General features: G+C 71.2%; 28 protein-coding genes and 1 pseudogene. 11 read left to right on the top strand and 18 right to left on the bottom strand.

Annotation, left to right across the window (positions count from 1 at the left end; genetic code table 11):
- Positions 1 to 32 precede the first annotated feature (32 nt).
- The 18 genes and pseudogenes from ABT041_RS03635 to ABT041_RS03550 all read right to left on the bottom strand — a co-directional run bounded on the left by ABT041_RS03635 (position 33) and on the right by ABT041_RS03550 (position 13643).
- Entirely contained in the window at positions 33 to 1691 is a 1659-nt protein-coding gene (locus tag ABT041_RS03635; RefSeq protein ID WP_351178330.1) for an MSCRAMM family protein, read from the bottom strand.
- 78 nt (positions 1692 to 1769) lie between these two features.
- Positions 1770 to 2561, bottom strand: coding sequence for an SPDY domain-containing protein (locus tag ABT041_RS03630; protein ID WP_351178327.1), 792 nt, complete (start codon positions 2559 to 2561; stop codon positions 1770 to 1772).
- A gap of 58 nt (positions 2562 to 2619) precedes the next feature.
- Positions 2620 to 3108, bottom strand: a complete 489-nt coding sequence (locus tag ABT041_RS03625; protein WP_351178862.1) for a hypothetical protein — start codon at positions 3106 to 3108, stop codon at positions 2620 to 2622.
- Positions 3109 to 3141: 33 nt separating this feature from the next.
- Positions 3142 to 4002: pseudogene (locus ABT041_RS03620) on the bottom strand (SPDY domain-containing protein); the annotation flags it as partial.
- Positions 3999 to 5228, bottom strand: a complete 1230-nt coding sequence (locus ABT041_RS03615) for an ATP-grasp domain-containing protein (RefSeq protein WP_351178324.1) — start codon at positions 5226 to 5228, stop codon at positions 3999 to 4001. The gene ABT041_RS03615 and the pseudogene ABT041_RS03620, both read right to left, overlap by 4 nt.
- Positions 5229 to 5269: 41 nt before the next feature.
- On the bottom strand, positions 5270 to 5572 hold the full coding sequence (locus tag ABT041_RS03610; RefSeq protein WP_351178321.1) for a hypothetical protein: 303 nt from the start codon (positions 5570 to 5572) through the stop codon (positions 5270 to 5272).
- Positions 5573 to 5607: 35 nt separating this feature from the next.
- On the bottom strand, positions 5608 to 6843 hold the full coding sequence (locus ABT041_RS03605; protein WP_351178318.1) for an MFS transporter: 1236 nt from the start codon (positions 6841 to 6843) through the stop codon (positions 5608 to 5610).
- On the bottom strand, positions 6840 to 7358 hold the full coding sequence (locus ABT041_RS03600) for a regulator (protein WP_351178315.1): 519 nt from the start codon (positions 7356 to 7358) through the stop codon (positions 6840 to 6842). The genes ABT041_RS03605 and ABT041_RS03600 overlap by 4 nt, the downstream gene beginning before the upstream one ends.
- A complete protein-coding gene (locus tag ABT041_RS03595) occupies positions 7355 to 8152 on the bottom strand; it encodes a winged helix-turn-helix transcriptional regulator (RefSeq protein WP_351178312.1) in 798 nt (265 codons plus the stop codon). Before ABT041_RS03595 ends, ABT041_RS03600 begins: the two co-directional genes overlap by 4 nt.
- A gap of 41 nt (positions 8153 to 8193) precedes the next feature.
- The gene (locus ABT041_RS03590) at positions 8194 to 8607 is read right to left on the bottom strand and encodes a hypothetical protein (RefSeq protein WP_351178309.1); all 414 of its coding nucleotides are present in this window, start codon (positions 8605 to 8607) and stop codon (positions 8194 to 8196) included.
- A gap of 10 nt (positions 8608 to 8617) precedes the next feature.
- On the bottom strand, positions 8618 to 9037 hold the full coding sequence (locus ABT041_RS03585; RefSeq protein WP_351178859.1) for a hypothetical protein: 420 nt from the start codon (positions 9035 to 9037) through the stop codon (positions 8618 to 8620).
- A 23-nt stretch (positions 9038 to 9060) separates the two neighbouring features.
- Positions 9061 to 9540, bottom strand: coding sequence for a hypothetical protein (locus ABT041_RS03580; protein WP_351178306.1), 480 nt, complete (start codon positions 9538 to 9540; stop codon positions 9061 to 9063).
- A gap of 105 nt (positions 9541 to 9645) precedes the next feature.
- The gene (locus ABT041_RS03575) at positions 9646 to 9960 is read right to left on the bottom strand and encodes an SH3 domain-containing protein (protein ID WP_351178856.1); all 315 of its coding nucleotides are present in this window, start codon (positions 9958 to 9960) and stop codon (positions 9646 to 9648) included.
- 181 nt (positions 9961 to 10141) lie between these two features.
- A complete protein-coding gene (locus ABT041_RS03570; protein ID WP_351178303.1) occupies positions 10142 to 10888 on the bottom strand; it encodes a hypothetical protein in 747 nt (248 codons plus the stop codon).
- A 16-nt stretch (positions 10889 to 10904) separates the two neighbouring features.
- A complete protein-coding gene (locus tag ABT041_RS03565) occupies positions 10905 to 11606 on the bottom strand; it encodes a hypothetical protein (protein WP_351178300.1) in 702 nt (233 codons plus the stop codon).
- 19 nt (positions 11607 to 11625) lie between these two features.
- The gene (locus ABT041_RS03560) at positions 11626 to 12105 is read right to left on the bottom strand and encodes a hypothetical protein (protein WP_351178293.1); all 480 of its coding nucleotides are present in this window, start codon (positions 12103 to 12105) and stop codon (positions 11626 to 11628) included.
- Positions 12105 to 12653: a DUF4913 domain-containing protein gene (locus ABT041_RS03555; RefSeq protein ID WP_351178853.1), complete on the bottom strand. Its 549-nt coding sequence runs from the start codon at positions 12651 to 12653 to the stop codon at positions 12105 to 12107. The genes ABT041_RS03560 and ABT041_RS03555 overlap by 1 nt, the downstream gene beginning before the upstream one ends.
- A 234-nt stretch (positions 12654 to 12887) precedes the next feature.
- Positions 12888 to 13643: a DNA-methyltransferase gene (locus ABT041_RS03550; protein WP_351178290.1), complete on the bottom strand. Its 756-nt coding sequence runs from the start codon at positions 13641 to 13643 to the stop codon at positions 12888 to 12890.
- Positions 13644 to 14159: 516 nt separating this feature from the next.
- Between ABT041_RS03550 and ABT041_RS03545 the strand changes: the two genes are divergently transcribed.
- The 11 genes from ABT041_RS03545 (at position 14160) to ABT041_RS03495 (ending at position 25148) form a co-directional block, all read left to right on the top strand.
- Positions 14160 to 15272, top strand: coding sequence for a C40 family peptidase (locus ABT041_RS03545; protein WP_351178287.1), 1113 nt, complete (start codon positions 14160 to 14162; stop codon positions 15270 to 15272).
- A 100-nt stretch (positions 15273 to 15372) separates the two neighbouring features.
- Positions 15373 to 15687 (top strand): DUF6112 family protein, encoded by a 315-nt coding sequence (locus tag ABT041_RS03540; protein ID WP_071265881.1) that lies wholly within the window; start codon positions 15373 to 15375, stop codon positions 15685 to 15687.
- Positions 15687 to 16379 carry a hypothetical protein gene (locus ABT041_RS03535; protein WP_351178284.1) on the top strand — a complete coding sequence of 231 codons (693 nt, stop codon included), beginning with the start codon at positions 15687 to 15689 and terminating at the stop codon, positions 16377 to 16379. Before ABT041_RS03540 ends, ABT041_RS03535 begins: the two co-directional genes overlap by 1 nt.
- A gap of 36 nt (positions 16380 to 16415) precedes the next feature.
- The gene (locus ABT041_RS03530; RefSeq protein ID WP_351178281.1) at positions 16416 to 17801 is read left to right on the top strand and encodes an SCO6881 family protein; all 1386 of its coding nucleotides are present in this window, start codon (positions 16416 to 16418) and stop codon (positions 17799 to 17801) included.
- Positions 17802 to 17882: 81 nt separating this feature from the next.
- The gene (locus ABT041_RS03525; RefSeq protein WP_351178279.1) at positions 17883 to 19355 is read left to right on the top strand and encodes an SCO6880 family protein; all 1473 of its coding nucleotides are present in this window, start codon (positions 17883 to 17885) and stop codon (positions 19353 to 19355) included.
- A gap of 94 nt (positions 19356 to 19449) precedes the next feature.
- On the top strand, positions 19450 to 19911 hold the full coding sequence (locus tag ABT041_RS03520; protein ID WP_351178276.1) for a DUF6238 family protein: 462 nt from the start codon (positions 19450 to 19452) through the stop codon (positions 19909 to 19911).
- A 28-nt stretch (positions 19912 to 19939) separates the two neighbouring features.
- Positions 19940 to 21454: a VirB4 family type IV secretion system protein gene (locus ABT041_RS03515; protein ID WP_351178273.1), complete on the top strand. Its 1515-nt coding sequence runs from the start codon at positions 19940 to 19942 to the stop codon at positions 21452 to 21454.
- Between the two features lie 20 nt (positions 21455 to 21474).
- Positions 21475 to 22083: a hypothetical protein gene (locus ABT041_RS03510; RefSeq protein ID WP_351178270.1), complete on the top strand. Its 609-nt coding sequence runs from the start codon at positions 21475 to 21477 to the stop codon at positions 22081 to 22083.
- Positions 22056 to 22625, top strand: coding sequence for a hypothetical protein (locus ABT041_RS03505; RefSeq protein WP_351178268.1), 570 nt, complete (start codon positions 22056 to 22058; stop codon positions 22623 to 22625). The genes ABT041_RS03510 and ABT041_RS03505 overlap by 28 nt, the downstream gene beginning before the upstream one ends.
- A gap of 166 nt (positions 22626 to 22791) precedes the next feature.
- Positions 22792 to 23721: a hypothetical protein gene (locus tag ABT041_RS03500; RefSeq protein ID WP_351178265.1), complete on the top strand. Its 930-nt coding sequence runs from the start codon at positions 22792 to 22794 to the stop codon at positions 23719 to 23721.
- Positions 23722 to 24356: 635 nt separating this feature from the next.
- Positions 24357 to 25148, top strand: a complete 792-nt coding sequence (locus tag ABT041_RS03495) for a glycosyltransferase (protein WP_351178850.1) — start codon at positions 24357 to 24359, stop codon at positions 25146 to 25148.
- Positions 25149 to 25573: the final 425 nt, after the last annotated feature.

The raw sequence follows: 25573 nt of genomic DNA, 5'->3' as shown, positions 1-25573 counted from the left end.
GGCGGTCGGTACGGGAAGGGTGCGCTCGACGGTCAGCTGGCCGTGTCGCTCGTGCGCCGGCGGCGGCTGAACAGGTAAAGGCCCGAGCCGCTGGCGAGCAGAGCGGTCGCACCGGCGATCAGCCACGGTGTGGTGTCCGCGCCGGTGTGGGCGAGGGAGCCGGACGGCGGCGCCGGCGGCGTGGTCGGCGGGACCGGGGGCGTCGTGGGCGGGGTGCTCGGGCTCGGCGGCGGGGTGGTCGGGACGGGCTGGTCGGCGAGGGTGACCGCGACGTCGGCGCCGGGCTTCGCGGTGAAGGCGACGGAGGTGGTGTCGAGCTGGTAGCCGTCGGGGGCCTTCGTCTCGGCGGCCCAGTAGCGGGTACCGGCCTTGAGGGTGACGTCGAGGTCGGCCTCGGCGGTGCCGTTCGTGCCGGTGGTCAGCGTGGTGACGACCTTGCCGGGGATGTGCTGCCCGGTCTTGTCCGTCTCGTCGGCCCGGATGGCGATGACCGCGCCCGCGAGCAGCTTGCCGGTGTTCTTGTCGATCTTCTTCACTGCCAGATCGGCCTTCTTGAACGGGTCGATCAGGTCGATCGGGTTGGCCTGGGCGGTGCGTCCGGCGGTGATGGTGATGGTCTGCTCGGGCACGAGGTCGTGGACGGGGCTGCCGGAGGAGGTCTCGCGCAGGCGGTAGGTGCCGGCCCGGAGCTGGTCGAAGGCGAGGACGCCGTGCTCGTCGGTCTTGCCCTCGGCGGCCTTCTTCCCGTCCTTGTCCAGGAGCTCGAAGGCGGCGCCGACCAGGCGGCTGCCCTCGGGGTCCTTCTTCCGGATGGTGACGCCGCCGGTCGCCTCGTCCACGGTGACGGTGGCCGAGTCCTTGACGCTGGTGGTGCCGCCGGCGAGGAGCATGCGCTGGGCGGCGGGGTTCTTCGGGGTGAGGACCTGCAGGTCGGTGGCGGGCAGACCGTCGGCCTTCGCGGTGACGCTGGCGGTGCCCGAGGTCTTCGCGGTGAACTCCCACTGGGCGGTGCCGCTCGCGCTCGTGGTGACCTTCCCCGAGGCGGTGCCGGAGCCGGACTCGGCCAGCGCGACGGTCACCTTCGGCACGGGGGCGCCCGCGCTCGTGGTGACCTTCACGGCGATGGTGACCTTCGTTCCGGCGGTGGTGGTCGTCACCGACGGGGTGATCGTGAGGGTGTAGGGGCCGGCGAGCCGCTTGGCCTCGGCGATGTAGCCCTGGGCGAGGGTGCGGGCGGTGGGCGAGACGACGGGGTAGGCGAGGCGCTGCTTGCCGCGGGCGCCGTCGAGGGCGTACGTGCCGCCGGCCAGGTACTCGTACACGACGGCATCGACCGCTGCCGCCTGCGCGTTCTCGCGGGTCTGCCCGTACTTGCCGATCACGTACGCCGCCTGGGCGAGACGCTCCTTCGGCACGGTCTTGCCAGTCACCGACGACGTCCAGGACGTCACCGGCCGCGGGGCGCCGTAGCCGCCGGCGTCGGCCGGGCCCTTGCGCTCAGGGTCGGCGCAGTAGGTCTCGGCATCTCCGTGGACTGCCGGGCCGGGCGGGCCGTAGGCGCCGATGTGGCTGGAGCCGGCGTTCCCCTCGGAGTCGGGGATCGTGTAGCCGGGGCCCAGGGAGATGGGAGCGGGGGCTGCCTGGGCGGGAGTCCAGGCCAGGGTCCCGGCCACGCCGGCGGCGGTGGCCACGGCCAGAGTTCGGAGAGCACCGCGAACGGTACGGGCATGCACGAGAAAGACTCCTTGGTGCGAGTGAGAGGAAGAAGTTCAGAGAGATCGGCCGAGGCCGACGCCCTTGGGAGGCGGGGCGACGGGCAGAGGGCCCGCCGTCTGCTTGGCCGGCGTTGGTGCGGCAACGTAAAGGTGACGGCGGGTGTGGAAGGGGACGTCCTGGGCAGTGCGGTGGACCGGCTCGTTGGAGATCAGCGAGGCGGTGAAGGCCGCGACGAGCGTGGTCGGCGTACCGAACGAGAAGCGCGCCTGCCAGTGAGGTTCGCTCGGGTATCCGCCCCAGGCCCTCCAGGTCGGACCGTCAGATCCGGTGGTGGCGTAGCGGTGCCGTACGCCCCCGAGCCCGTCCGGCGCCAGGAAGGTCTGGGTGCCGTCCGTCTTGACTCTGTGGCTCCAGCCTCGGGCGAACAGCGGTGCGTACGCCTCGTGCGGCGCTGTCGCGTCCTCGTACAGCCAGTCGCGGTCGCTGTACCGGTCTTCCAGGTAGAGGTCGAGCAGTTCGGTGTGAAGGTCGTGCAGCAGCTCGACCGGTGTGGAGGCGTCGAGGGTGATCTGCCAGGCCGCCGGGCCGAAGGGGACGCGGTTTGCGGCGATGGTCCACGTTCCCTTGCGGGGCTTGTCGGGTTCGAGGACCAGGCTCGTCCACAGCCGCAGGCAGGGGCTCGTGGCGAAAGCTGTTCCCTCTTCGGGCTGGTGCAGTGACCAGTCCTTGTCGAAGGGGAAGGGCCAGGCGGTACGGGGACTGGCCGGGCCGGGTCCTGTCAGGTGGCGAGGAAGGACCTTCACGCTCTGGGCGGGGTCGAGATTCTGGAACGGGTCGGTCGACACGAAGTGGCTCCTGGAGAGGCCGAGCGAAGCACTGGGCACAGGGACGGAGAGGCTCGGCTCACCGGGCGCGGCCACCACTGCGGGCGACCGGCGGGGCGGGGGTCCTGTGAGCGGTACGGCCCGCGGTGCGTGGCGGCGCGGACTCGGCCCAAGCCCCGGGGAACCAGACCGCCGCGTACTGCTCGATGGCGTCACGCAGCCCGGTGGTGACGGCGCCCTCCCACGGCGACTTGCCGGGACGGCGGTATGCGGTGAACGTGCCGTACTGCTTGCTGTTCACCAAGGTGTTGTGGGCCTCGTCGCGGCGGTGAAAGGTGCCGTGGTCCACGAAGTCGAGCGCCACGGCGTCGATCTCGCCCCGGTCCGCGTGGACGACCGCCAGGTGCAGGCCGCCGTACGTGTCGGCGTGGATGGTGCGGCTGAAGTCGATCCGCAGCCGCAGCGGTGCGCCTGCGACGGGGGTGGCGTAGTAGGTGTTGCCCACGACCGTGCTGTCGAGGAAGGGAAGGGACAGTTCGGCGAAGAACTCGGGGGCTTGCAGGGACAAGAGGTGTCTCCGGTCGAGGTCGAGCTGGTGTAAGCGGCGCGGGCTGGGCAGGGCCGGGAGGCTGGTGGTGCTCCAGCGCGGGACGCTGGGGGCGGGGAGCGTGGCCGGTCGGCGGGCGGCCCGCTGCACGTCGAGCGGGGTCGGGGCTGGCAGGCTTGGCGGGAGGATGGGGGTGAGCTGGGCCATGCCCTCGACGTAGCTGTGGGTGTCCTGACGCCAGCGCGGCAGCGGGGCCGGGTCAGAGACGCACTCGGTGACGGCCTTGAGCAGGGCGACGGGGGTGTCGGTGCTGGCGGTGGCGTACCAGGCGGGGCCGTCGATCGAGGTGCCGGCCCACATCTGCCAGCGGGCGTCGCGGGTGGTCAGCTCGGCTTCCGGGTCGAGGCGCCCGGTGGTGAACTCCAGTCCGGCGAGCCCGTCGGCAGAGTGGATGGCGAAGACGCCCCAGCGGGGGTTTTCGATCTGCCAGCCGCGTTGGATGAGGGGGACGACCGCAAGGAACGGATCGCGGTCCATGCTTCTCGGGTCGGGGGCGGCGAGGTAGGCGTCCGGGCCGTTCTCGTACGCCTCGGCGAGTGCGGTGGTGAAGGCGGTCACGAACTCGGTGGGGCAGGAGTCGTTGAAGCAAGCGCCCCAGGTCGGCCGGCCGAACGGGTCCTTGTAGGCGTTGATGCGCCACAGGCCGTCGTCCTCGCCTTCGGGGAGGAAGCCGAGGCGGACCTTGCGGTCCGAGGAGTTGACGTAGACGTTGCCGAGGTCGTCGTGTTCCAGGTCCCAGCCGAGGGCGAGGAGCGGGGCGAGCGCGGGGTCGCCGATGCTGATGGAGCCTGCGAGATAGCGCGGGGAGACGTAGACGTCGCCGTCGATCTCGTGGCGGTCGGATTCAGGGCTCATGATGCCGCCCGGGTGGTCACCGTGATCTCGCCGGCGGCGGTGTCGAGGCGCTCGTTGACCTCGGTGGTGTCGCGGCCGGTGACGATGTAGAACCCTGCCCGGGCGGTGAACAGGTCTCCGTGTGGCGGCAGGAGGATCGGTTCGTCGACCTGGCGGGTCCACTGCACCTGGCGCAGCCAGGGGGTGCGGGCGGCGAATTCCTGGTTGATGTGGCGCTGGGTGAGGGTGCCGGAGGCGGCCGGGTAGAGCATGCGGATGCCGGCGGTCTCGTGCCGGGTCGGGGTGAGGTCGGGGGTACGGCCGCAGGCGAGGTCGGCTGCGGCCTTGGGCAGGTCGATGCCGGTGGCGAGGCGGACGAGGTGGCCGATCATGTCTCCGCCGATGCGGGCGTTGACCTCGATCAGGCGGGGGCGGCCGTCGACCAGGCGCATCTCGACGTGCTGGACGCCGTCGGTGATGCCCAGGGCCTTGATCGCGGCGGCGGCGACCGGCGCGACCTGGGCGAGGAGCGGGTCGTCGGGGTCGACGGTGTGGCCGGTCTCCTCGAAGTACGGCGGCGGGCCGAGGCCCTTGCGGGTGACGGTGACGGCGGTGGTCTCGCCGTGGTGGGTGACGCACTCGACCGAGATCTCCGGGCCGTCGAGGTACTCCTCGACCAGGACCGCGGTGTCCTCGCGGCTCTGGCCGGCACCGGCCGAGGCGAAGTCGAAGGCGTCGGGCAGTTGCTCGGGCCGGTCGATGCGGATCACGCCGATGCTTCCGGCGAACGCGGCGGGCTTGAGGACGGCGGGGTAGCCGATGGTCATCGTCGCCAGCCCGGCCTCCACCAGGGACCGTGCCTTCATCGAGGCGGCCGAGGGCACGCCGTGGCGGGCGAACAGGGTGCGCGCGGTGGCCTTGTTGCGGCAGGCCCGCATTACCTCGACGGAGTTCGTTGGCAGTTCGAGCGCACGGGCGAGGCGAGCGGTGGGAACGAGATGCCACTCCGACCAGGTGACCACGCCGGCGGGTTCGTGGCGCTCGGCGAGGACGCGGCCGGCGGCGAGCAGGTCGATGGTGCTGTCGAGGTCGGCGACAGCATGATCGACGATGTACGGCTTCTCCCACGACGGCTCGGTGCCGGTCAGCAGGACGACGTCGTACGCGGCGGCCACCTGCTCAAGGCAGTAGCCGCGATAGATCTCATCGCCCGGCGAGACGACGAGGAGGCGGGGGCGAGCAGACAAGAAGGGGCTTCTCCGTATCGGTAGAGGGCGGGACGGGGAGGTCAGGCGGCGCGGCGGCGACGCAGCTCGAACGCGCTGGCCCAGCGGGGGTGGTCGTCGACCAGGCGGCGGGCGTAGAGGGCGGTGAAGTTGTTGTTCAGCCCGGCGACACCGTGCGGGAGTTGGCGTCGCAGGTCCTCGAAGAGGTCCTTCACGCCGACGCGGGTGGCACCGGCGGCAAGACGCCGGGCGGCCAGGCGTTCCAGGGCGCGGTACACGTGCGGGTTGTGTGCGTCGAAGGCGTGGAACTGCTCGGTGATGGTGCGACCGCGCGCAGGGTTCGGGCCGAGAGCGACAGCGGGCATGGGGGTCTCCACAGGCTGGGGAAAGCGTGGCGGGGTCAGGTGTGCAGGGCGGGATCGGTGCGCAGGCGGGCGAAGGCACAGAACAGCCCGAGCGCCTGCAGGACGGCGCAGGCGGTGATGACGTGGCCCAGTGCCTCGGGCGGGGTGAGCGCGGTCAGCACGCCAGCGACGGGGAAGGGCAGCAGGAGGATGAGGATGGTCACCGACAGGGTGCTGCCGAACTTCTGCGGTGGAATGAGGCTGGAGCGCAGGGTGCGCAGGACCACCGTCATGCCGCCTTCGCCCGCCATGAGGAGGGCGACGAGGATCAGGTAGGAGCGGTAGTCGGGGGCCTGGGCGGCGGCGAGACAGGCGAGCGAGGCGAGGGCGGCGCAGGCGGCGCCGACCGGCCACAGGCCCAGGCGGTCGATCGCGAACCGGCAGATGGTGACGGCCAGGAGCGTCGCTCCGGCGGCGGCGGACCAGACCAGGCCGACGGCGGTGGTCGACTGCCCGAAGTGCTGGACGACGATCACGGGGCCGGCCGCCTGAAAGAGGCCCGTGGCCAGGTTGGACAGGGTCAGCCCGGTCACGAGCCAGCCGAGCGCGGGCAGGGAGCGGATGGTGCGCCATCCGGTGAGCAGGCCGGCGTTCGTCTGGCCCTTGGGAAGTCGGGCCGGTGCGACGGGCGAAGGGGGTGTGCGCAGGGCAAGCAGCGCGGCGAGGAGCGAGAGCGCGGTGATCACCGCGAGCATCCGCGGCGGGCCGGTGAGCAGGAGCAGTCCGGCGAGCGCGGGGCCGGTCAGGGTCGCGGTCTGGTCGATCCCGAGCAGAACGGCCTGGACCCGGTGGGCGCGTGCACCGGCTCGGCGGCCGGCGGCGGCACCTGCGGTCTCGGCCGCGATGTAGCTGAACTCCGTGAGCACGCCGGTGGTCGCCGCGAGCGCCATCACGGTCACGCTCGCCACGATGCCGGACGGATGAAGGTAGAGAAGAACCGCGCCGGCGGCGAGGGCCAGCGCCCGCCCCAGGGAGGCGAGGTGGAAGACGACGGAGGCTCCGCGCCGGTCGACGACCGACCCGGCCCACCCGAACGCCGCCAGCCTCGGGACCCACTCCAGTGCGAAGGCAACGCCGGTCAGCGTGGCGGAGCGTGTGGTGGCCAGGACCAGGAGCGGGATTCCGTAGGTGGACATGGCGAACGCCAGGGCGTCCGCCGTACGCGGCAGGTAGATGCCGCCCACCAGCCCGGCGGTGTGGCGCGCGTGCCGGGGCATGACCGCTGCGCTCACGCGGCCGGCTCAGGCTCGGGCAGCGCGGTGACCTGCGGATTACTGGTCAGCCACTGGATCAGCAGGGCGCGAAGAACATCGAGGTCCGTCTCGCGCCCGGGGCCGGACAAGGTCCCGGTACTCGGGGAAGGGAAGCCCTCGGTCTGCTCGGTCGCGAGCGGGGCCGCCAGGAGGTCGAAGGTGTGCCGGACGCGGCTGCCGAAATCACTGACCGGCTCCGGACAGTTGTGGCGGCGGGCCCATCGTGCGGTCGCGTCGTAGAGGTCGGCCAGGGCCGAGCCGGCCTCGGTGAGTTCCAGTCCGACGCCGGGTACGGACCGGACGAGACCGTGGCCGCGGCCCGTCTCGACAGCACAGCGCAGGTGGTGCGGGGACAGGTCGTGGAGGATGCCGGCCAGCCGTCGGGGCGGTATCGCCCCGTTGTCGTCGATCTCGGTGATGAGCCGGACCAGCGGCGGCGAGGCCAGCAGCACGATCGCCTTGTGCAGTTCGGCGGAGGTGAACAGGGTGGTCATCGGCGCGGGCCTCCCGCCGGGACGGCCGCCACCGGGCGGGCGGGCGTGGTGTGGGAGAAGAGGTCGCGGTTGCGCCACGTCGGGCGGGACTGGTTGCTGACCCATCCCTTCGGCGCGGGCGTGACCTGGGGATCCCCCCAGACCGGGTGCTGGCCGGCCTTGCTGAGGGGCTGACCGGCGGACCATGCGGACAGGGCTCCGAGAACGGGCCCCAGGCCGTCGCCCGCCGCGGACAGGCGGTAGGGCCGGCCGATCCCGTCGGTGTCGACCAGGCCGTCGGCCACCAGCTGGCGCAGCGGCGGGTAGACGTTGGTCCAGTCGCTGCTGGGCATGACCATCCTGGCCAGCGCCCGGCCGCTGACTTCTCCGCGCTGCTTGAGCACCCACAGCAGGGCGGCGGCGTGCCGCCGGGTGAGGAGGATGAGGCTGTCCTCGACCTGCTCGATCGCGGGCAGCGGACGGTTCGGCTTCTCCAGGTGCTCCTCGGCCCAGGCGACGATCACGGGCAGCACCGGCAGCAGGGCGGCACCACGGTCGGTGTGGCCGTAGGTGACGTGCCGCGCGGTGTGTTCGGTGCGCTCGACGAGCCCGGCGTCGCACAGCGACGTGAGCTTGGGGTGGAGCTGGCCGTTCTGCAGCCAGGGCACCCGGGCCGCCAGCTCGCTGTAGCGCAGCGGCGGACCGGAGAGCGCCAGCATGATCCTGACGTTCCAGCGCGGAGTGATCATGGCGAGGGCCTCGGTGACCCGGGCGATGTCGGCGTCGGTGTCGGGAGGCAGAGCGGTGATGGCCAAGGGAGGAACTCCTGGGAAGTGAAGAGGGATTCGCCTGCGGGTCAGCGGCTTCGGGGCGCGCTTGGGGCCGGGCGGGGCGGAGCCGGTACGGGCGGCGCGGATGCCGGCGGTGAGGGTGCCGGGGCCGAGGTACGGGTCAGGCTCTGCAGAACTGCGGAGGCCGACTTGGTCTGGGCGTCGCGGGTGGCGACGGCTTCAGCGAGCCGGCGGGCTCCGTCGAGGAGGTGGGAGACCTCGTGCCGGTCGATCTGCCGTTCCGGGTTCAGGAGCCGGGCGAGCTGATCACGGTGGAAGTCGATGCTGCGCTCGGCGAGGGCGAGGTCGGTGTGCATGCCGAGCAGGGCGGCGAGCATCCCGGGTGGCAGGTCTTGGGCGTGGGCTTCGAGGTCGGCGAGCGGAGCGCCGTACAGGTCCTCGATCCGTCCGGCTATCTCGGTGGACGTGGGATGGGGCAAGCGGGGGCTTTCACGGTCGGCGGGCCCGGGCCGCCGCGGCAGGCGGAGATGCCGGGGCGGCGGACCGGGCCAGGGTGGTGGTGGCCCTCAGCTGAGTCATGCGGACGGGCCGGGGCCGCTGGTCGAGCGACGGCATGGTGCGCAGCAGCTCGCCGAGCGCGGTGCGGTAGCCGTCGCGGGCTTCGAGCGCCGCCTCCAGCCACTGCACGTCAAAGCGGAGCTGGTCCGCCGACAGCTCGCCCATGTCGCGGTCCGGTCGCATGTCCGCGTGGACGCGGTCACGGACGCGGGCGACCTGTTCCTCGGTCAGGGCGAGGAAGGAGCGCAGTTCCATGGCCCGGGCGAGCGCGGGAGAGGCATCGGGACCGCAAGCCGCCTCATACAGATCGGAGACGGGGGCGCCGAAGACCTCCTGCAGCTCGCCGTCCATGGTGCTGGTCTTGATTCGCACGCTCACCGGGCGACCCTTCCCGCTCGGGCCACAGCCGGCGCGGGTACTCCCGCAGGCCGGCAAGCCGGGCTGGTCTGCACCGCCGGCCCTGTTCGGGAACGGAGGCGGGCGAGGCGTTCGGTGGCGAGACCCTTCTTCCCTGGAGCGTCCGGGTCGAGGAGCCACCGCACGACCAGGGCCCGGCCGTCACGGGTGGTGACAGCCGCGTTCACGCGGTGGGCGAGGTCCATCGTCGGGTCGTCGACCTCACTGGGCTGGGTCTCCAGCGCGGCGAGGAGATCGTCCGCCGCACGGTCGAGCACAGCCTGGGCGTCGAGAAGCAGACCGTGCCACTTGACGATGTCGGTGACGTAGGGGTTCGCGGCCGGATCGTCGGTGACCACGGCCTTCAAGTGGTCCATGTTCGTTCCGAGATGGGCTTCGATCCGTGCGGTGAGCACGCCCACGACGTCTTCACCGACGTCGGGTATGTCGTCAGACAAAGGGAAGGTTTCCTTTCCGGAAGGCGAGACCGGAGGGGAAGGTGGGGAGTTCGCGGGCGTCCCGGTAGCTCAGCCGGTGGGACGGGAAGGGCGCGGGTGCGGCTCTCAGTCGAGGCACATGCGGACGTCGCGATAGACGTACGTGCCGGAGACCCAGCCCTTGACGCCCGTGGTCCTGTCCGTGATGTAGAGCCAGTTACCGCTCTTCTTGTGCACGGTGAACTTGTGGCTGCGGTAGAGGATGCCGAGGGCGGTGGAATTCGTGGTGGCCTTGGACCGGATGGTGACGGCCGCGGTGTGCACCTCGTACGGAAGCGGCGGCAGGTCGTAGCAGCTGCTCGCGAGGGCCGTGGGCGCGGCGGCGGGTGCCGCGCTGGCGGTGGTGGCGGACAGCACCGGCAGGGTGATGGCGCCGAGCATCGCCGCGGTGATGGCAATTCGCGTGGAGCGCATGCGAAAGAGACCTCCGTAAAGGCATAGGGATGGCGTGGGTGGCCGCTGCGGGCGTCGTCCCGGCGGCTGTTTAAGAGTCCGGAGAATCGCCGGTTTGGCTAACCGGCGATCGTCGGCTATGTTTCGCCGCTCTCGTCGGCGGTGGTGCTCAGCGCGAGCGGCCGGGAGGGTGTGCGGCAGGGGCCTTGGGCAAGCCGGCCGGGCGGGTGGCTGCGGCTGCCGGGCGGACCGGCGGGAGGGGCGCGGCCTTACCGGTGAGCCGGTCGTCGCACCAGCGCAGGGCCTCGGCCTTGGTGGCGAAGCCTCCCTCGCGCAGGGTGTGGGTCCATGCGTCGGTGTCGACCTCTTCGACCAGGACGCGGAACGGGCTGGGGGCCCGCTCGTCCAGGGCGCGCAGCGCGACGACGGTGACCATGTCGTCCGGGTCGTCGCGGGTGTAGGAGTAGCCCATGGCGTAGTGGTCGCCGTCGCCGGCGAGACGGCGTTCCAGTGCGCGCGTCGTCTCGTCCGCCGCCGGTGGCCCCAGCTCGGGGTTGAGGCCGATGGCTTCGGGTGGGCAGCCACGGTGGATGAGCCACGACTGCGCCATCGCGGGCAGCGGCAGCCGTTCCCCCTCGAAGGTGAACGTCCGCTTCTCCCGGTCGCGTTGAAGATGCAGGGCCATCAGCTGCGGCATACCGGGCATTCCCCAGGTGACGGATCCGTCGAACAACACGTAGTAGCTGTGCACGCCATCGGCGGAGTGGTGCTCGGCGAGCGGGGTGAGCATGTCCCCGACGCCGACATGGCGATCGAAGTCGAGGAGGACCTCTTCGTCGGCGTCGAAGTCGTCCAGGTCGAAATCAACGACGGGGATGGGCTTCCGGCCGGGCGCCGGTTCGGTGGAGGACAACAAGAGCCTTTCGGTGGGATCAGCGCCGCCGAGCCGGGGTGGACGGCCATGCCCCAGGCCGGGCCGGGGGCTTCGGAACCTCCGTGGTGGTGGGCGGCCGACGGGCGGCGAACAGCGCGGCGCGGCCGGCGTCGGTCAGAGCGACCGGCTGTCCGGCGTGCAAGGGGTGGCCGGTATCCCGGACGACCAGACCGGCGTCCTCCAGCTTCCGAACCTCGGCATAGGGGATGCGGGTGCCGGAGGCGACGGTCACGGACAGCCGGCCGGTCAGCAAGTGCTCATACAGCTTGGCTCCGCCGGCGAGAGCGAGCAGTGCCGCCTGGTCGTCGGTCGTGAGCGTCCTTTCCCCGCGGACCGGTGCTGCTGTGGCGGCCTCGATGGGTTCCAGGGCCGCGAGCACCTTGCGGGCGGCGGCGTCACGTTCGTCGGCTGCCTCCTCCATCTGGTCCACGGCACGGTCAATTCGCTCGAACCAGGCGGTGTCAACGGGGAACTCGCCGCTGGAGAGGCGGTTGAGGAGCTTGAGGTAGAACGTGACGCTGGTCTGGGCCCTGGCCAGCTCGCGGTGCCGGTCGACCAGACGGGCGTGCGGTTCGTCGAGGACACCGCGGTCGCGAAAGGCCCACAGCGTGTCGACGTCATGGCCGGTGACGGATTCGATGCGGTGGTCGAGCGGAGAAACCGCACGCCGGGCTGCCGCCGGCGCGGGTTCAGGGGGCATAGGCGACGCTCCACGAGTTTCAGCGGGTGTGATGGTGCGCGGGGTTCTGCGCAGGGCGGGGCAGGCCCGGCATGCCGGAGAGCGGCGGACCGGGCCGGGGTACGGGAGCGCGGGTGGTGAGCTGCGGGGAGCGGGAGCGTGCCGCGTGGGTACGGGCGCTCAAGGGCCGGCGCGTCATCCCCAGGCGGCGGCCGACCTCGTCGTAGACGTCGTTGCCCGCGCGCGGCCGGACCGCGACGACGTGGACCTCCCGCTGATGTGTGGACTCCGCCGGCGCGGGGCGCAGCCCGTAAACGACGCGCCAGTCCTTGCGGGCGTCCACGAACAGCTTGCGGTAGCCCTCCAGGTCTCCGGTCAGACGCAATCCGAAACGCTCGGCGTTCACGACTTCCTGCAGGTAAGCGAGGGTGAGATCGCGGATATCGCCGGGCGCCTGCAGGAGGTCGGTCAGAGCACGGGGATCGAAGCTCAGGCCAAAGGCCGGCTGTCCCGCGCTCATCACGCCGACTCGTCCGGCTCCGCGGAACCGGCGGACTGCGCTGCGCTCGCCATGTCCGTACGGGCGGACGGCGGCGGGCCGGGAAGCAGGCGGTGCGCGGGCCGGTCGGGAGAAGTCATGCAGGCCGACAGCGGGCCACCGGGCGCGCGGATCGCCGCGACGGCGGGGGTGAGGAAGTCACGGTGCCACACGAACATCCCGGCCAGGCCGGCGTCGGGCTCCTTGTGCTGCTGGTAGGCGAGCCACAGGGCATGCAGCCAGGCCACGACGTCGTCGTGCTCCTGCCACCGCAGGCACCAGGGCGCCGCGGTGGTGACCTCCGCCCCGTAGACGGGGAGAAAGAAGTCGTCCACCCAGTCCGACAGGGCGTCCAGCTCGTCCTCGCGCTCCTCCCCCGCGAGTTCCAGAATCGGGCGGGGCTCCGGCGGCGCGGCGGGAGGCCGCCCGCCGAACCCGGGCATGCCGAACGCGGCGAACGGCGATCGGTCCGGGGCCGGAGCGGAAGCGAGATGGTCGAGCTGTCGGGCCTGCTGCGCCGACTGCTCCATGAGCCGTCGGACGCTCGCCTCGATTCCCTCCAGCTGCGGGTCTGGAATGCGAACCGGCTCCGGCTTCCCGCCATCCGCGGGCTCTGTGGATTCGGACATGAAAAGTACGGCCTCCTACGAGATACAGATGGCGGCACACAAACCGGCCGGCGAATGACGAACACACTCCGGCGTGAAACCGCAAGAGACGAAAAGAGAGCGCCGATTGCCGCCGAAGGCAAGGCAGTTGATGCCCTAAACGGCGAGAACCACGTCGTCCTGCGTCAGGGTCTCGCGGACCGTCTCGGTGAGCCGGTCGGATGCGATCGACGCATAGTGCGCCGTCTTCTCCACGCCGATGAAGTCGCGGCCCTCCAGCAGAGCGGCAACACCCGTGGAGCCGGAGCCAGCACAGAAGTCGAGCACCGTGCCGCCCGGCGGGGCGATCTTGACCAGCTCGCGCATCACGGAGACGGGCTTCTGGGTGATGTGCCGGCGCTTCGAGCCCGAGGGCTGCGAGGCGCTGTACAGGCCGGGCAGGTAGACGGGGTTCCGGGAGCCGTCGATCGCCCCCTTGCTGGCCCAGACGATGAACTCACAGTTCTGCGTGAACCTTCCCTTCTGCGGCCTGGCCTGCGGCTTGTGCCAGGCCAGCACCCCTCGCCACAGCCAGCCAGCCGCCTGGATCGCATCCGTCGTGATGGGGAGCTGACGCCAGTCGGTGAACAGCAGCGCCGTGCCGCCCTCCTTCGTCAGGCGGTGGGCTTCGGTCATGATCTGCGTCAGCCAGAAGCCGTAGCTCCTTTGGTCCATGTTCTCGCCGGTGAAGTCGGCGAGATCGTTCTTGGCCTCGGCGGAGGTGTACTTCGCCTTGGCGGAGCGGGTGGTGCGCTCCTTCGCGGTTCGGCCACCGCTGTTGTACGGCGGGTCGGTGATCACGGAGTCGACGCAGTCGTCCGGCAGACCGGCAAGGACGCTGAGGGCATCACCATGGTGCAGGGAAAAAGGCAAAGAGAAACCCCAATTCGGGTGTGGAAGCACGGAGGGAACTACCCCGTCACGCAACAGGAGTCCTCGCGGGCCAAAGTGGGGCATGCAGAAGCCCAGGGCCGCAGACCGAGGAGGGCGAGGGGAGTCCAAAAACTGTAGAGGCGAAAACGCCGACGACCAAGAAGCGGATCGCTGAGGTGCCGGATTCCGGCACCTTCCGCCCAGCTTTTTGGTCAGCCGCCAATCCGCCCCTACTGTTTTTGAACCGCCCGGCGCACACCGCCGCTGGCAACTCCCCCGCCATTCCTCACGGAGGTTTCCCCCTGCCCCGGCACACCTAGCTCACGGCCCGGCCGCATGGAGCGAGCGGCAACTCGCCCGCGCCGGCCCGTACCGATCGCCCACCCCGGCCGCCGCGCCCTTCCGACACGCCTCGCGCACGCGGCACGCCGGACACCGCACCCCGAAGGACACGTCCATGACGTCTCGCTACCCACCCCTGCCCGAAACCGCTGACACCCGAGCCGCCTGCTCCCGTTGAAGGCGCTCGCCGCCGGCATCGGCGCCGTCTTCCTCTCCCCGCTCCTGATCGCCGGCACCGGCATGACGCTGGCCGCCTCCGCCGAAGCCGCGCAGACCACCGGCGCCGTCGGCGGCTGCATGACCGACATCGACACCGGCAAGGTCACCGACCAGGTCACCAAGATCCTCGACGGGGCGTCCGGCGAGGATGTCCGCGTCGAGGGCCTGGACCTTCCGACCGAGCAGATCCCCCACGCCCAGACGATCGTCGCCACCGGCATCAGCCTCGACGTCCCGACGAAGGGACAGATCATCGCGCTCGCCACGGCGATGCAGGAGTCACGGCTGCGCAACCTCAACTACGGAGACCGCGACTCGCTCGGCTTGTTCCAGCAGCGCCCTTCCCAGGGCTGGGGCACCGCCCAGCAGATCCGTGACCCGGTCTACGCGAGCGAACGCTTCTACAAGGCTCTCCTCGCGGTGGACGGCTGGCAGCAGATGACCGTCACCCAGGCCGCCCAAGCCGTCCAGAAATCCGGCTACCAGGACGCGTACGCACAGTGGGAACCACTGGCGACCGCGCTGCACAAGGCCATCGCCGCCACCTTCCCCGGAAACTCCGACAGCTCCGGGAAGGACACCGGGGGCGCTGCCTCCTCGGGCTGCAGCACGCAGGACGGATCCCAGTACGGGCCGATCCCCGAAGGCGCCGTCCCGAAGGGCTACTCGATCCCGAAGGACACCGACCCGCGCGCCCGCACAGCGATCGTCTGGGCGATGCACCAGCTCGGCACGATGTACCAGTGGGGCGGCTCGTGCACGGCCCCGCACGGCGCCGACCCGATGGGCCGCTGCGACTGCAGCTCGCTGATGCAGCAGGCGTACGCCAAGGCCGGCATCCAGCTCACTCGTACCACGTACACGCAGGTCAACGAGGGCAAGGCTGTCTCCGCCAAGGCGCTCAAGCCCGGAGATCTGATCTTCAGCCGCGGTACCGCGGCCCGTCCGGAGCACGTCGGCATGTACATGGGCGAGGGGCTCGTGATCGAGGCCCCGCGTACCGGCAAGCCGGTCCGGATCACGCCGCTCAAGGACTGGGACGTCCTCGCCGCCCGCCGCGTCCTCTGACGCCGGCCCCTTCTCGCGCCGCTCGCGCGCCCTCCCCTCTTTCTCTTCACCTCCGCCCGGGCCCGCTCGGCCTGCGCACGCAAGGAGCCACGCCACAGCTATGCCCCTCCCTCTCGCAGACCACGTCATCCAGCTCGCCTTCGACCCTGGGATCTCGCCCAAGGGCGGCGGCCTGCCCGGACTCGCCGTGCTGAAGAACGTCGTCAACTCGATCAACATGTTCGGGATCATCGCCGTCGTCGGTGCCCTCGCTGTCTCGCTCGGCGTGTGGGCCTGGGGCCACCACACCGGTGGTCACCAGGCCGAGGCCAACGGCAAGAAGGGCGCGGTCGTTGCGGCCGGCGCCGCCCTCGGCCTCGGCGCCGCCAACGGGATCGTGAGCTTCTTCTCGGCCCTCGGCTCGCAGGTCCAGTGATGCAGAAACGATTCCCAATCTTGTCGTCGTCCACGTACGGCGCCGACTGGTCTGCCAACCGGCGCATCGCGATCGTCGCCTCCGTCGTCGCCGTCCTGCTGGCCGTCGCCACGGCCGTCGCCTGGCTGTCTGGCGGCAACAACGGCCACCAGACCCCGGAGGCCGCCACTCCGGCGCCGAGCGCGTCCTCCGTACCGGGCTCCCCGAAGCCCGCCACCGGATCCGGGTCCGGGTCCGTCCCCCATCCTCCGCGGATCGCCGAGCCGGTCGCCTACGCCAAGGCCGCGGCCCAGATGCTGTGGTCCTACGACACCCGCACCACCAGCCGCGACCAGCAACTCGCCGGCATGCGGGCATGGATGACCAGCGAGACCAAGTACGCCGACTGGGCCTCCGTCACCGGCCAGGTTCCCGATCCGGTGCTGTGGTCACGGATGGCCGACCAGGACCAGCACGCCACCGGAACGGTCCTCGAAGGCCACTACCCCGGCGCGTTCAAGCAGGCCCTGGCCGAGGACCCCTCCGCGATCACGAAGGCGTACATCTACGTCGTCACCATCAACGGCAAACAGCAGATCGCCTGGAAGAAGGGCGGCGCCGGGGCCGAGGAGCGCGCCGTGACCCTCGCCGTGCAGTGCCGACCCAGTCACGACTGCTCTCTTGCCGCCATCGCTCCGAGCGTCACGCAGTGACCCGCGCCTGACACAAGAAAGGAGGAGCAACTCCTCGTGGGTTTCTGTGACTTCCCCCTGGCAGACAAGCTCTGCGCCGTCGGCGACGCGGTGGACTTCGCCTCCAATCCCGGCAAGGCCATCGGTGACTGGATGGCGAAGTCGGCAGGCGAGCTGGCCGCCGCCGCTGCCGACCTGGCCGCCGAGGCCGTCGACACCACCACCAAGGTGGACCTGAATGCCGGATGGTTCCGCGACAACTACGAGACGCTGCTGCCGCTGGGCCTGGTCCTGCTGGTCGCGACGTTCTGCGCGCAGCTCGTCCGGGCTGCCGTCCGCCGGGACGGACAAGCCCTCGCACAGGCTTTCACCGGCACCATGAGCGGCGTCCTGTTCGCCTTCTGCGCCATCGCCTTCACCACCGTCGCCGTCGAAGTGGTCGACGCCATCAGCGACGGGCTGTTCAAGGCCGCGCACCTGGACATCGAGTCGGCCGTACGCCGCATCGTGAAGGTCAACCAGATCGGTGCCCTGGCAGGGCTCGGCTGGCTCGTGCCGGTCGTCGCCGGTCTCGGCGCCGCGATCGGCGCGGTCCTCTACTGGTGCGTGATGATGGTCCGCAAGGTCGGCATCCTCGTCATGGTCACGCTGGCGATCTTCGCGTCCGCCGGCGGAGGCTGGGAGGTCGCACGGCGCTGGCGCCGGGGCTGGATCGAGGCCACCGCCACCCTGGTGGTCAGCAAGCTGCTGATGACCGTGATCTTCGTGCTCGGCATCGCCGCCATGGGCCGGACCGAGGCCAAGGACGGCGTGGCCGCCCTCGCCGACGTCATGGCCGGCGTCGTCATCATGATCCTCGTGCTGCTGTGCCCGTACGCCGTCTTCAAGTTCGTGCACTGGGCAGCCGACGGCACCGACGGCGAGTCCATCCACCGGGCCGGCGGCGCCGGAGCGCAGATCGCCAAGGCGCACGCCGAGAACGCCACCCGCAAGGCCGCGGCAGCGGCGGCCACCGCCGGAACCGGTGGCGCGGCAGCCGGAGCGAGCGCCGCCCCGCAGGGCCCGTCCGCGGCCGGTGGCGGCTTCCCCGGCGACATCGCCTCCCACCCGACCGGCGGGGACGGAAAGAGCAAGGAAGGTTCGCAGAGTTCGCAGAGCGGCGGGACGGGCGTCTCGCCCGGTGGTGATGCCATCAAGTCCGGTCTGGAGAAGGCCGTGCAGCCCGCGCCGACGAGCCTGGCCGCCGACACCAGCGGCCAGATGGGCGGCAGTCCGCAGCCGGGCGGTTCCGGAACGAACCCCGCGGCCGGCCAGGGCGGCGGATGGCAGTCCACTCCGCCGACCACGACCCCACCGCCGCAGGGCGCATCCCCCTCCTCCGGCTCGCAGAACGCCACGTTCAGCGGACCGGCCTCGCCTCCGCCGCCTCCGGCCGGCTTCTGATCCCCTGCCCGACTACCGGGGGCGGGACGTGCACGCCACCTCCCGCCCCCGGGTTTCACCCGCGTCCCCAGGACCCGCCCCTTGACTGATCTCTCCGTCGCCCCGGTCACGGTGAAGTTCCCCCACCGCTCCCGCCGCGGCATCCTCCTCGGCCTCTCCCTGCCCCAACTGGTCCTCGTCTCCGCCACCCTGGCCCTGCTGCTGATGACGGTGGTGTCCACCGGACTGCTCGGCGCCGTCGCCCTGACCCCCCTGTGGGCGGCATCGGGCGCGCTCGTCGCGATCCGCCGCAACGGCCGCTCTCTCATCGACTGGATGCCGATCGTCGCTCGCCACGCCCACCGCCGACGCACCGGCCAGACCCTCTGGCTCGCCCGTCCCGTCACCCGCCCCCGGCAGGACGGCGTCCTGCACCTGCCCGGCAGCGCCGCCTCCCTCAAGGTGGTCACCCCCGGCGACTCCGCCAACGGCGCCGCGGCCGTGCACGACCCCCACCAGCAGACACTGACCGCCATCGCCCGCGTCACCTCCCGCGCCTTCGCCCTCCTCGACCCCGCCACCCAGAACCACAACGTGGCCAGCTGGGGGCGCGCTCTCGCGAGCATCGCCCGCAGCGGGCACCTCGCCACCGTGCAGGTCCTGGAACGCACCGTTCCCGACAGCGGGGACACCCTCACCCGCCACTGGACCCAGAACGGACAGCCCCAGGCCCCGGTCGCAGGCCAGATCTACTCCGAGCTGGTCGCCTCGGCCGGCCCCGCCGCCGCCCCGCACGAGACCTATCTCGCCATCTCCCTCGACCTCAAGGCCGCCAAGCGGCTCATCGCTCAGGCCGGCGGAGGCTTGCCCGGAGCCTTCACCGTCATGGAACAGACCACCTCCTCCATCGCCCAGGCCGCCCGCACCGCCGGCCTCCAGGTGACAGGGTGGCTCAGCTCGCGCGAGATCGCCGCCGTCATCCGCACCGCCTACGACCCCAAGGCCCTCAGCGCACTCCAGCAGTGGTCCGAGACCGGCCGCGCCGAGGCCGACCCGGCCGCCGCCGGGCCCGTCGTCCAGGTCGAGGAGTACGACCGCATCGCCACCGACAGCGCACGGCATGCGACGTACTGGGTGGAGAACTGGCCGCGCACCGAGATCGGCGCCGGATTCCTGCACGGGCTGATGTTCACCGCCGGCGTGCGACGCAGCCTCTCCCTCGTCTACGTACCGCAGGGGCTCGAGTCCGCCCTGCGGGACGTCCAGCGGAAGAAAGCCGCGATCATCGCCGACGCCAACGAACGCGCCCGCCGCGGGCAGGTCGACAGCGAGGAAGACTCCGTCGAGTACGCCGACGTCAAAACCCGCGAACGCCAGCTCATCGCCGGACACGCCGACGTGGCCCTGACCGGCCTGATCACCGTCACCGCCGAGACCGACGCCCTCCTGGACGCCGCCTGCGCGCAGATCGAAACCCACGCCGTCACCTCGGGCGTCGACCTGCGAAGGCTCAACTACCAGCAGCCGGACGCCTTCGCCCTCAGCGCGCTCCCGCTCGCCCGGACCGCCCTGTGACCCAGGCCCGCCCCGGTCCTGCTGGCCCCCTCCGATCGTCTGCGGCGGAGCCCCCGTCGCGACCCCTGCCTCCCGGCAGGAAGGACCACCACCTTTGACCTCCCCCGCCCACCCGGCCAACGCCCACCCCTATCTCCGCGCCGCGAACGCCGGAGTACGCCACCACACCCGCGGGCTGGCACCGTCGGACACGGGCCCGCCCCCGCCGGCGGACCGCCTGCACCTCGACGTGCTCCACGCCCACCTCACCACCGTGCACCAGCTCCTGGACCGTCTCGCCGAGACCACCCGGCCACCGCACCCGGCAGCCGGCCGTCATCTGGCCGCCGCTCACACCCGCCTGTGGCAGGCCGCCAGCGAAGTCCACGCCGCCTTCCACCTGCTGCCCAGCAGCACGACGGCGGGCACCGAGTCGAGCACGTGCCGTCCGGAGCGGCTGCCCGAGGGACCGCCCGTGCTGACCATCTGCCAGCGCCACCTCGCCGCCGGCCACGTCGTCCGGCGCAAGACCACCCCCAGCGACCTCCGCGCGCACACCACGGCGTGCGCGCGATGAGCACGACCCGCAGAAACGAGGGCCTCCGATGAGTCACCGGCCCGCCCGCCGCGCCCGCCGCGCCTCCGCGTCTCCTCTGTTCACCCCCCACGGCACCGACCGGGCCAGCCGAAAGGCCGCTCGCCGTCAGCTCGCCGAAGCCGCCGCCAAGGCCCGCGCGGAAGCCAGCGCCCACCAGGCCGAGACCACATCGGCCGACCACGCCACACCGGCCCCGCTCTACCCTCCGGGCGGACGCCCCGGCCCCGCCTCCGGCCGCCACAACCGGCTGAAGCTCCCCGCCCACCGCATGACCACCGCTGTGGCCGCCGGCGCATATCCGTTCCTCGCCGAAGGCGGGCTCGGAGCGGAAGGCATCTACATCGGGCGCGACGTCCACGCCGAAGCGTCCTTCGTCTTCGACCCGTTCGCCCTGTACGGCAAGGTCGAGGGCTTCACCAACCCGAACCTCCTGCTCGCCGGCGTCATCGGCCAGGGCAAGAGCGCACTCGCCAAGTCCTTCGCACTGCGCTCGATCGCCTTCGGATACCGCGTCTACGTCCCGTGTGACCCGAAGGGCGAGTGGACACCGGTGGCCGAAGCCCTCGGCGGCCGGTCCGTCGCCCTCGGGCCCGGACTGCCCGGCCGGCTCAACCCGCTCGACGCGGCCCCGCGCCCTGCAGGCGTCTCGGAGGCCGACTGGGTCGGCGAGATCCGCAAACGGCGCCTGCTCCTGCTCGGCTCCCTCGCCCGGACCGTCCTGGGCCGGGACCTGATGCCCATGGAGCACACCGCCCTGGACATCGCCCTGGACGCTGTCGTCACCCGCGCCACCGCCACCGCCCGCACCCCGCTCCTCGGGGACGTCGCCGCCACCCTCAACGACCCCCGCGCGCTCGACGAGGCGGCCGGGATGATGTCGGGGCAGCTCGGCGACGCCGCCCGCGACCTGGCCCACGCAATGCGGCGCCTGGTCCACGGTGACCTCGCCGGCATGTTCGACGCCCCCTCCACCGTCGCCTTCGACCCGAACGCGCCGATGCTCACCATCGACCTCTCCCGGCTCGGCGGCTCCGGAGACGACACCGCCCTCGTCCTGGCGATGACCTGCGCCTCCGCCTGGATGGAGTCCGCCCTCTCCGACCCGAATGGCGGCCGGCGCTGGATCGTGTACGACGAGGCATGGCGCCTGATGCGGCACGTCGGACTGCTGCAGCGGATGCAGGCCCAGTGGAAGCTCAGCCGCGGCCTCGGCATCGCCAACCTCCTGGTGATCCACCGCCTGTCCGACCTGCTCACCGCCGGCGACGCCGGATCACAGGGCCGCGCGCTCGCCGAGGGCCTCCTCGCCGACTGCTCCACCCGCATCATCTACCGCCAGGAGAACGACCAACTCCAGGCCGCCGCCTCCCTGCTCGGCCTCACCTCGGTCGAGATGGACGCCATCGCCCACCTGAACCGCGGCCGGGGCCTGTGGAAGGTCGCCGGACGATCGTTCATCGTTCAACATCTTTTGCACGGCCACGAGCTGGCGCTCTTCGACACCGACGCCCGTATGCACTGAAAGGCCACCGGGACCCTCCTATGCCTGATATCAGCCACCCCGTCTACTTCCTCCGGATCGCGCGAAGCATCGACCGGACCCTCAACGACCTCCCCGAAGCCGAGCACCTGCGCCGGGGCGACGACATCAGTCCGGCCATCCAGAGCATGGTCAGCGACATCGCCTACTACTTGATCGAGATCAGCGAAGAGCTGGCCACCAGCAACCGCCACGAAGCCGAGATACCGTCGGCGCACAGCCACGCCGAACGCTCCGGCACCGCAGCCCTCACCCGGTGTGCGGCCCCTCTCGGCACCGCCCTCGCCCATCTCGGCCAGGTAGTCGAGCGTCTCGGCTTCCTCCACGAGAACATCCGGCACTCCTCCACCAAGCGCACCGCCGCGCCGGACGACGTCCGGCACGTCCTCCAAGAGCATCTCGACCACACCGGCACCACCCTGCGCACGGCCGCCCAGCGCCTGCGTGACCACGCCGCGCAGCTCTCGCACGCACCTTCGGTCAGCACCACGACCGCGCCGACTCACCCCGTGGCGCCTCCTGCCGCGGCAAACCCCCGCGAGGACGCTGACCAGCACCCATGCCCCGCACAGGAGAGAGATTCATGGATCGCGATATCCAGCGCGAGCTGATACCGCGCGGTGACGCCCTCCGTCTGATCCGCTCGCTCGACAACCTGAAGACCGCATTCCTCGACGCCGCCGAACAGTGGCAGCTACTCGACGACACCGGTGACGTGCCGGCCGAACCGTCGTACACCGAGCTGCTCCAGCACGCCGTCGACGCCCAGGACCTTTCCCGCGACGTCGTCCGGATGGCGGCCGGCTTCACCCGCAGCCCTCACAGTACGAACCGTGCCGGCCGCACTGTCCTCGCCCACCTCGCGACCGCGGCCACGCTGTCGAGCCACGCAGCACCGCACTTCGCCGAGACCACGGAGACCGCCCTGTCGCTTTCCCGAGCCGCGGGCCCGATCACCAGGCGGTACCGAGGGAACTCGATGGTCATAGACCACGCCACGGCGCGCGCCTACCTGCGGCGCACCTCGGAATTGATCGGCGAAGCGGCCAAGGAACTCCACGCTCACCTCGACTTCCACCGCTTTCTGTCCTCGGTAACCCCACGGGCGATCCCGGCACCGCCGTCGCCCACACCGAGCGCACGTCACCGTTGACCCACGCCAAAAACACCTGCACCAACGTCGCCTCGAAGGACACCCCTGAACCACCCCTCCCACCTCACCGACGCCGCCGGGGCCGCCTACCTGAAGCAGCCACAAGGAGGTCCCGCCCACCACGCGCCTTCAACGCGCAACGCGTCCGCTTCCCGCCGGAGGAGCTGTGGACGCTGACGGCGACAACCTCGCAGAAGCCCGTCGCACCGGCCGGCTCGCTCCGCTTCCCGATCACCGCCACGTCACCGCCCCTTGGTGGCAGGAGCTGTGGTCCCGCCACTCACACATCACCACGCCCCTGCGCCGGCGCGGGCTGGAATGCGACATCGAGTTCGGCCTCAGCGCCTACATCGTGCGCGTCTCGCTCCCCGACGACAGCCACCTGATCATCGGCCCACCGCAGGAGCCCTCTTCCGACCGCCCGCCGGGGGACCCCGAAGGGTGGATCGTGACCCGCGAGCACCCTGACGACCAAGCGCTGTTCGAGGTGATCTACGACTCCAGTCCCGCTACCGGCTCCGGCACCCCTGGCCGGCCCGAAGCCGTGCATGGCGGCAGCATCCCGCCCCTCATCCAGGCGATCGACCAGCGGCTGGCCCAACTCGGCCTGCTCCAACACGCCCCCGACAGGAGCGCCACCACGCCCCCGAGGGTGCTTCGCGGGTACGCCCGCCGGGACGCGGAAGCCTTTCTCGCCGAGCATCCGCTCCCACAGGAGCCCCTGCCGCTCCCGGTCCTGACGCCGTTCCTCTCCGCCCTGGGGGCGGCCGAGACGCCCGCCGAGGTCAGCGCGATCACGCACCACCTGGCCGGGATCACCGCGCCGGTGCTCGACCACATCGCCCGGCACATCGTCGGTGTTGCTCTGTGGCGCGGCCAGAACCACCTGCACACGCCACGGGCCCAGCGCCTTCTGCGGGAGGCGGCCCAGAGCATCCGCACCGCCGTGGAGAAGGTGGCCGAGGCCGACCTGGAGAACCTGCGCGCCGAGTACGCCCCCGCTCCCGAACCACCGTCCGCAGCTCGGAGGTCCACGCCGCCTCTCCCGCCGGCTCCGCCCAGCTCACCGAAGCCCGGCACCTCCCCCAGCCGCTAACCGCTCCTGGAGCGTTGTCCTTGACCACCGGTTCCTTCATCGCCCGCCCCACCGCCACCGGGTACACCGGGGTGTACGTGAGCTTCGACGGCACGCCCGCTTCGAAGCTCCCGCTGCTGGTCACCGCCTTTCAGTACCGCTTCGGCCGGGATCTGGAGGCGATGACCCGGCACCTCGTGGACGACGTCGCCATCGGCTGGGAGGAGTTGGGCAGCGATCTCCTCGACGGAGCACCACCCGGGATCGTCGCCGCCCTTACCGGCGGAGTGCCCTGGCCCAGCCGTCCCCTGGACAACCTGATCACCCCGGACGGCTCGCCGCCGGCCCGCATCGCGGTCACCGAGTCGACCGTCGCCAACATGGACGTGGAGTGGGGATACGTCCTGCGCCCGTCCGGCGTCGAGGTGTTCCCCACGATGTACGCCACTTCCGGCCCCGTCGTCGACTGGGACGCCGACCCCCTCACCGACTTCGGCAGCCCCGCCTCCTGGCCCACCGTCACTCCGGCCCGCTCCCCAGCGCCGTCCACAGCCTCCCCCCCTTCCCGCAACGCCAGGCACGTCCCATACAGCCGCCCGTCGCTGACCGCCCCGCCCCACCCCGAACACAGGAGCCCTTCGCTGTCCGTCCCGCAGATCACCGTCGTCATCGCCACCCAGCTCCGCCCCGAGCGCCTGCCCTACCTGGAGGAGATGCATGCGAGCCTCACCCGGCAGACCGTGCCGTGGGAAGCCGTCCTCGTCCTCGACGGCGCCGACCCGCAGCTGCTCCCCAGCTCGCTTGCCGCCGACCCGCGCATCCGGCCCCTCGCGCTGCCGCGTCCGGTCGGTGCCGCCTGCGCCCGCAACCTCGGCCTGACACAGGTCCGTACGGAGTTCGTGAACTGGGCCGATGACGACGACATCTTCCCCGACTGGAGCCTGGGCCTGCGGCTGGAAACCTTCACCGACCGGCTCGGGTGGGTCGCGGGATACAGCGAGGACTGGCTCCCGGACGGCTCGACCCACCTGTGGAAGTGCCCCACCCCGCCCGGCTACCACGCGGCAGGCGACGTGATCACCTACTGGCCGCGTCCCGAGGACACCATCCCGATCGGGCCGACCACGATCCTCGCCCGCACCCGCCTGGTACGCGCGGCCGGCGGCATGGGCGGACTCGTCCAGGGGGAGGACTACATGGCGGCTGTGGGCACCTCGAATCTCGCACCCGGGGTCCTGCTGCCGGTCCCCGTCTACCAGTACCGGAAGTGGGGCGGGCAGATGACGGCCCAGCACGGGTACGACCAGTTGGAAGCGGCGGCCCGCAATCACGCCTGGCAGTACGGCCACAGCCTGCGCTCCGTCCTGCACAGCCGCGCGGATGTAGGTTCCGCAATTCCGTGGCCACATCCGCGTGACCGTGGGCACCGTTTGGACATTTCCGCATGACCATGGACAACGGCGATGCTCGGTAGCGGTCAGTTGTCGACTGCTACTGATTCTCCGGTGTGGGCGGCGCGTTCATTCAAGTTCAACAGCAGAGGCCGGCCTTACGCCTCCGCCCGAAAACTGCGACCGTTGGCCGGACCTGGCTATTACTGGTAGATCCCTTTCAGTTGGGGTGTAGCCGTGAGGAAGCCGCTCAGACATGGCCTGTGAACTCAGCGGTGCTGGTTGACAGGGCGGAGCTCCGCTGAATTCCCTCCGTGCGGCGAACAGTAGGTAAGTCAACGTCCTGTCGAAGGCATCCCAGTCCAGTGACGGTCGACCAGGTCCCGGCCTGGCATCCAACTCGGCCAGGACATAGGCCACTGCGGTCGCCGACCCGTCGCTCAAGGATTCACCTCGCAAGAGCCGACGCACGGTCGCGGTGC

Source organism: Streptomyces sp. NPDC002825, from assembly GCF_040295385.1.
Taxonomy (GTDB): domain Bacteria; phylum Actinomycetota; class Actinomycetes; order Streptomycetales; family Streptomycetaceae; genus Streptomyces.
The sequence above is the reverse complement of the archived record's forward strand: the minus strand, read 5'-3'. Positions and strand labels throughout refer to the sequence as shown.